This window comes from Pseudomonas sp. BN102 (assembly GCF_029871245.1).
In the GTDB taxonomy this organism is placed as follows: Bacteria; Pseudomonadota; Gammaproteobacteria; order Pseudomonadales; family Pseudomonadaceae; genus Metapseudomonas.
Window position 1 is genome coordinate 1 of record NZ_SSON01000034.1, and the last position, 6,450, is coordinate 6,450.

The 6,450-nt window shown below is 64.2% G+C and carries 5 protein-coding genes; 3 read left to right on the forward strand and 2 right to left on the reverse strand.

Going from position 1 to position 6,450, the window contains the following annotated elements; genetic code table 11:
* Together prpB and E8F12_RS05350 are read right to left on the reverse strand one after the other, a co-directional pair.
* On the reverse strand, positions 1 to 872 hold an 872-nt coding region (gene prpB / locus E8F12_RS05345; RefSeq protein WP_280324249.1), incomplete at its 3' end, for a methylisocitrate lyase.
* A 537-nt stretch (positions 873 to 1,409) separates the two neighbouring features.
* Positions 1,410 to 2,423, reverse strand: a complete 1,014-nt coding sequence (locus E8F12_RS05350) for an AraC family transcriptional regulator (RefSeq protein WP_280324250.1) — start codon at positions 2,421 to 2,423, stop codon at positions 1,410 to 1,412.
* Positions 2,424 to 2,611: 188 nt separating this feature from the next.
* Between E8F12_RS05350 and E8F12_RS05355 the strand changes: the two genes are divergently transcribed.
* The 3 genes from E8F12_RS05355 to E8F12_RS05365 form a co-directional block, all read left to right on the forward strand.
* Positions 2,612 to 3,796 (forward strand): acetyl-CoA C-acyltransferase family protein, encoded by a 1,185-nt coding sequence (locus tag E8F12_RS05355; RefSeq protein WP_280324251.1) that lies wholly within the window; start codon positions 2,612 to 2,614, stop codon positions 3,794 to 3,796.
* Positions 3,797 to 3,828: 32 nt separating this feature from the next.
* Entirely contained in the window at positions 3,829 to 4,611 is a 783-nt protein-coding gene (locus tag E8F12_RS05360; protein ID WP_280324252.1) for a TetR/AcrR family transcriptional regulator, read from the forward strand.
* 62 nt (positions 4,612 to 4,673) lie between these two features.
* A partial coding sequence (locus E8F12_RS05365; RefSeq protein ID WP_280324253.1) for an acyl-CoA dehydrogenase C-terminal domain-containing protein occupies positions 4,674 to 6,450 on the forward strand: 1,777 nt, incomplete at its 3' end.

Consider the following 6,450-nt stretch of genomic DNA (forward strand, 5'->3'; position numbering starts at 1 on the left):
GCGAACAGGGCATCCAGTTTCTGTTCGAAGGCGTGGTAGCCGATGCGGTCGTACAACTCGGCGCGGGTCTGCATCAGGTCGATGACCTCTTTCTGGTGACCGTCGCGGCGAATGGCGGTGTACACGGCTTCGGCTGCCTTGTTGGCGGCGCGGAAGGCCGACAGCGGGTAGAGCTGGATGGCCACGCCGACCGAGGCCAGCTCGTCGCGGGAGAACAGCGGGGTGGCGCCGAACTCGGTGATGTTGGCCAGGATCGGCACGTCCAGCGCCTCGACGAAGCGCTTGTAGGTCGGCAGATCGTAGGCCGCCTCGGCGAAGATGGCATCGGCGCCGGCTTCGACGTACTGCAGGCAGCGCTCGATGGCAGCGTCCACACCTTCAGCCTGGATGGCGTCGGTACGCGCGATCAGGAAGAAGTTCGGGTCGGTCTTGGCATCGGCGGCGGCCCTGACGCGATCGACCATTTCCTCGGTGGAGACGATCTCCTTGCCCGGACGGTGGCCGCAACGCTTGGCGCCGACCTGGTCCTCGATATGGGCGGCGGCCGCGCCGGCCTTGATCAGGTTCTTCACGGTGCGCTCGATGTTGAAGGCGCTGGGGCCGAAACCGGTGTCGATATCCACCAGCAGCGGCAGGTCGCACACGTCGGTGATGCGGCGCACATCGGTGAGCACGTCGTCCAGGGTGTTGATGCCCAGGTCCGGCAGGCCCAGGGAGCCAGCGGCCACGCCGCCACCGGACAGGTAGATGGCCTTGAAGCCGGCGCGCTTGGCCAGCAGGGCATGGTTGGCGTTGATCGCGCCGATGACCTGCAGCGGATGTTCCTCGGCGATGGCGTCGCGGAAACGCTGGCCCGGGGTTTTCAAGTTCATGACTCACCTCGTGTTTTGGACGGGTTGGCGAGCGCTTCCTGGTAGTGGCGCTCGCGAATGCATCGAGAATCCGCTGGTGCTCGCGTTAGGCCTGGTGCGGCCGGTTCGGCACAGTAGTGTCGACACATTCATGGTTTTGGCCGAAAAATACGCAGGAAAAAGCCATGGGTCAACGTGAAAATTGAAATATTGTCGACAATGACGTGGGGGAGTGGATCACTGCGACAGTACGTGCATGGGGGCATGAACCGACCGCATCGGCTCAGGAATGGGCGTCTCGATCCCGGGCAGACCGTGCGTTGGCGAGCCTCGGGGCCGGGCTCGGGTGGCGGACGAGAGTGAAGAGCCTGCTGCTCCCAACCGATGCCGGGGCGAGGTTGTCGACAATTCGCTCGAATGCCAGACCGCAGGCAGGGGCGTCCTTCATGGCCGGTGAATGGACCCCATGACGCGGTGGTGATTCCAGGCGAAAGCCGATTGCGGAAGCAACAGGGCAGTGTGCCGCTGATTCACGTCCCCTCGGCTGTCGCCTGAGCGTCAGTGGCGGCTATGCCATTTCGTCCGGTAGTGGCCGGGGCTGTCTCCGGTCCATTGCTTGAACGCCCGATGAAACGCGCTCGCCTCACGGAAACCGGCCTTCTCGGCAATCGCGGTGATGCTCAGATCGGAGTTGCACAGGCAATCGAAGGCTATCGTGCGTCGAACCTCGTCCTTCAGCTCCTGGAAGGAGAAGCCCTCCCTATGGAGTTGGCGACGGAAGCTCGCGATGCTCAGCCCTCGTTCGTCGGCCATATCCGCCAGGGTGGGCCAGTGCTCGTAACGACAATTGCGCAGCTGTTTGAAAACCTGGGTGCTGAGCCCGTGGCGATTGCTGAAGCGGACTATCAGCCATTGCGGTGACGTGCGCAGGAACACTTTCAGCGAATGCTGATCCTGTACCACCGGCAGGTCCAGGTAGCTGGCATCGAACTCGATTTCGGTATGGGCGGCCTCGTACGTCAGGTTCGGTCCCCAGAACAGACGGTCGTCGCCATGGGCTGGCCGTGGATGGTCGAACTGTGAGCGGTCGATAGGAATGCGCCGGCCCGCGAGCCAGCACAGCAGGCCAAGAACCACAGTGAGGTAGGTTTCCTCGGCAACGCTGCGGGCGAACGGATTGTCCTGGCGGTTCTGCAGGGCAATCACCGCGCGCCCATCACGCACCGCCAAGCTCGCTTGGAAATCCCTCAGGAACAGTCGAAGACTGCCCAGGCAACGACGCAGAGCCTGGCCCAGGGTCGATGACTGGATCAGCCCCCGGCAGATCAGCGCAAAACTGCCCATCGGCATGCCGTGCGAGTCAAAACCAAGGAACTCGTCGTCCAGTTCCTGCGCGACGGCTATCCACAAAGTGGCAAAGGCCGTTGCGGGGACCCGGGCCGAGTCGTCGGTGAGTTGCCGCTCGGAAATCCCCGCCTGAGCCAGAATCGCTTCGATCCGCTCTGGCTGCCCACGCAGCCCATATAGCGCTGCCCGGACGAAATAGACGGCCACTGAGTCCTTCTCTTGCATGGTGCTCGCTCGCTGTAGTTATCCGCCAGCAGTTGCAAAAAACGTCAGCCAAGCTGGTCATTTTCGGCATAGGCCGGCGCCGTTCGTGTCCCTAGACTTGTCCAGGTGTGACCTTGGCGCCACCGGAGTCATCGCGCCGGCCGCCTTTGAGTCGTCTCAGTTGGACCTCGATATCCCTGGAGCTTCCCTTGTCTAACCCCGAAGTCTATATCGTCAGCGCTGCAAGAACCGCAATCGGTTCCTTCGGCGGCACTCTCAAGGATACCGCGCTATCCCAATTGGCCACGACTGCGGTTCACGCCGCTCTCGAACGCAGTGGTTGCGCTGCCGAGCGCATCGGTCATGTGGTGATGGGCAACGTCATCCCGACCGAAACGCAGGACGCCTATCTCGCCCGGGTAGCCGCCATGAACGCCGGCATTCCCAAGGAAACTCCGGCGTTCAACGTCAATCGCCTTTGCGGTTCCGGCCTGCAGGCGATCATTTCCGCGGCGCAGTCGCTGCTGCTGGGGGAGGCCGAGGTCGCCATTGGCGGCGGCGCCGAATCCATGAGCCGTGGACCCTATCTGCTGCCCGGTGCTCGTTGGGGGGGGCGCCTCGGCGATCTGCAGGCCGTCGACTATATGCTCGGCATTCTGCATGACCCCTTCCACCGCATTCATATGGGCATTACGGCGGAGAACATCGCCGAGCGCCATGGCATAAGCCGTGAAGCGCAAGACGCGCTGGCGATGGAGAGCCAGCTGCGTGCCGCGCGAGCGATCACCGATGGGCATTTCCTCGGCCAGATCGTGCCGGTCGCGGTCAAGACCCGCAAAGGCACTCAGCTGTTCGAGGTCGATGAACATGTACGGTCCGACACTTCACTCGAGCAATTGGCGGGCATGCGGACCGCGTTCAAGCAGGGCGGCACGGTAACCGCTGGTAACGCGTCGGGTCTCAATGACGGCGCAGCGGCGGTTGTCCTGGCCACCGGCGCTGCCGTACAGGCTGACAACCTGCGCCCGCTGGCCCGCCTGGTAAGCTATGCCCATGCCGGTGTCGAGCCGGAGCTGATGGGCCTGGGACCGATCCCGGCGACCCGCCTGGCATTGAAGCGCGCCGGCCTGAAGGTTTCCGACCTGGATGTGATCGAGTCCAACGAGGCCTTTGCCGCCCAGGCCTGTGCCGTAGCCGCCGAGCTGGGCTTCGACCCGGCCAAGGTCAACCCGAACGGATCCGGGATCTCCCTCGGTCATCCGGTCGGCGCTACCGGAGCGATCATAGTCACCAAGGCCATCCACGAGTTGCACCGCATCCAGGGCCGTTATGCCTTGGCGACCATGTGCATCGGCGGCGGCCAGGGTATTGCCGCTATCTTCGAGCGTGTCTGAAGCAGGCTCGGAATGTTGAAGATGAACAGCGAGTGGCAGGACCGGTCGGGCTGCATGGCCCGACCGCACAGGAGTGGGTTCCGGCTCGCACGGGCCGCCACGTCGCTGTTCGGGGAAGGTGTCCATTGATTAGCAAGCGCTTGTCCGCCAACGCTGTCGCCAGGGAGCGATTTCCAGCGCCGGACGAAGCCCCGGGCTCCCGGCTCGAGCAGGTCCGCCGCAAGGCTCTCGAACTCTTTGCCGAGCGTGGCTTCGCGCGGGTTGGCATGCGCGAACTGGCCCAGCACCTGGAGATAGTCGCGAGCTCCTTGTACAACCATTTCGAAAGCAAGGAGCACTTGCTGTTCGAACTGATCGAGGAACTCTACGAGGAGTTGCTCGAAGCGGCACTGCCCATGGAAAAGGGCAGTGCCTACAGCCGCCTGCAGGCACTGATACGGGCGCACATGGCCCTGCACGACTCTCACGGTCTGTATTTCCTCATTGCCGAGCGGGAGTTCTGCTGCCTCTCGCTACAGCACCAGAGCCAGATCCAGCAGATGCGCAGTCGCCATGAGGCGATGGTCCTGACGCGGCTACTGGAGGCTGGTGCGACAGGCCCCGTGCCTGTGCTCAAGGCGACCGTGCGAAGTGTCATCGCGTGGCTGAACAACCTGCCGACCTGGCTGGATCAATCCGACTTGAGCGCGGCGGAGAAACCAGAGGTGATATTCGAGATCGTCCTGGGCTCTCTGTCCGGGGTTCTCAAACAACCGGCACCTGCTGCCGACAGCGCAACGGTAGTGCCTTTGCGAGTCCTTGGCCCAAGCCTTTGAGGCTGGCACCCATTTCAATCCGGGCATGCTCAATGCCTTAACACTGTCCGAGTAATTCGAATATGTCTGACTACAAAGCCCCCCTGCGCGATATGCGTTTCGTCCTCAACGAAGTCTTCGAGGTTGCCAAGCTCTGGGCGGAGCTGCCGGCCCTGGCCGAAGTGGTCGACGTCGACACCGCTGCCGCCATCCTCGAGGAGGCCGGCAAGGTCGCCGGCGGCGTCATCGCCCCGCTGAATCGCAGCGGCGACGAAGAAGGCTGCCAGTGGAAGGACGGTGCCGTGAGCACCCCGGCCGGTTTCCCCGCGGCCTACAAGACCTTCGCCGAAGGCGGCTGGGTCGGCGTGGGCGGTGATCCCGTCTACGGTGGCATGGGCATGCCCAAGGTGATCTCCGCGCAGGTGGAAGAGATGGTCAACGCGGCCAACCTGTCCTTCGGCCTCTACCCGATGCTGACCGCCGGCGCCTGCCTGTCGCTCAACGCCCATGCCAGCGACGAGCTGAAGGAAAAGTACCTGCCGAACATGTACGCGGGTGTCTGGGCCGGGTCCATGTGCCTGACCGAACCCCATGCCGGCACCGACCTCGGCATCATCCGCACCAAGGCCGAACCCCAGGCCGACGGCAGCTACAAGATCAGCGGCACCAAGATCTTCATCACCGGCGGCGAGCACGACCTGACCGAGAACATCATCCACCTGGTGCTGGCCAAGCTGCCGGACGCCCCGGCCGGTCCGAAGGGCATCTCGCTGTTCCTGGTGCCCAAGGTGATGGTCAACGCCGACGGCTCGCTGGGCGAGCAGAACGCGGTGTCCTGCGGCTCCATCGAGCACAAGATGGGCATCAAGGCCTCGGCCACCTGCGTGATGAACTTCGACGGCGCCACCGGCTACATCGTCGATGCGCCGAACAAGGGCCTGGCCGCCATGTTCACCATGATGAACTACGAGCGCCTGGGCGTCGGCATCCAGGGCCTGGCCTCCGGCGAGCGCTCCTACCAGAGCGCCGTGGAATACGCCCGCGAGCGCATCCAGAGCCGGGCGCCGACCGGCCCGGTCGCCAAGGACAAGGCCGCCGACCCGATCATCGTGCACCCCGATGTACGCCGCATGCTGCTGACCATGAAAGCCGCCAACGAGGGCGGCCGCGCCTTCTCCAGCTACGTCGCCATGCAGCTGGACACCGCCAAGTTCAGCGAGGACGCCGCGGTGCGCAAGCGCGCCGAGGAAATGGTCGCCCTGCTGACCCCGGTGGCCAAGGCCTTCCTCACCGACCTCGGCCTGGAAACCACCGTCCACGGCCAGCAGGTCTTCGGCGGCCACGGCTTCATCCGTGAGTGGGGCCAGGAGCAACTGGTGCGCGACGTGCGCATCACCCAGATCTACGAAGGCACCAACGGCATCCAGGCCCTCGACCTGATGGGCCGCAAGGTGGTGGGCAGCGGCGGCGCGTTCTACCAGCACTTCGCCGACGAGATCAAAGCCTTCGCCAGTGGCGCCTCCGCCGAGCTGAGCGAATTCGTCGAGCCGCTGAAGGCCGCCATCGCCAATCTCGACGAGCTGACCGCCTGGGTCCTGGACCGCGCCAAGACCAACCCCAACGAGATCGGCGCCGCCTCGGTGGAATACCTCCACGTGTTCGGCTACACCGCCTATGCCTACATGTGGGCGCTGATGGCCCGCGCGGCCCTGGGCAAGGAAGTCCAGGACGAGTTCTACGCCAGCAAGCTCGGCACGGCGCGCTTCTACTTCGCCCGCCTGCTGCCGCGCATCCACTCCCTGACCGCCTCGGTCAAGGCCGGCAGCGAGTCGCTCTACCTGCTGGACGCCGCGCAGTTCT

Coding starts and splice junctions, on each gene's coding strand:
- E8F12_RS05350 (WP_280324250.1), bottom strand. CDS start 2,423: ATGCAAGAGAAGGACTCAGTGGCCGTCTATTTCGTCCGGGCAGCGCTA.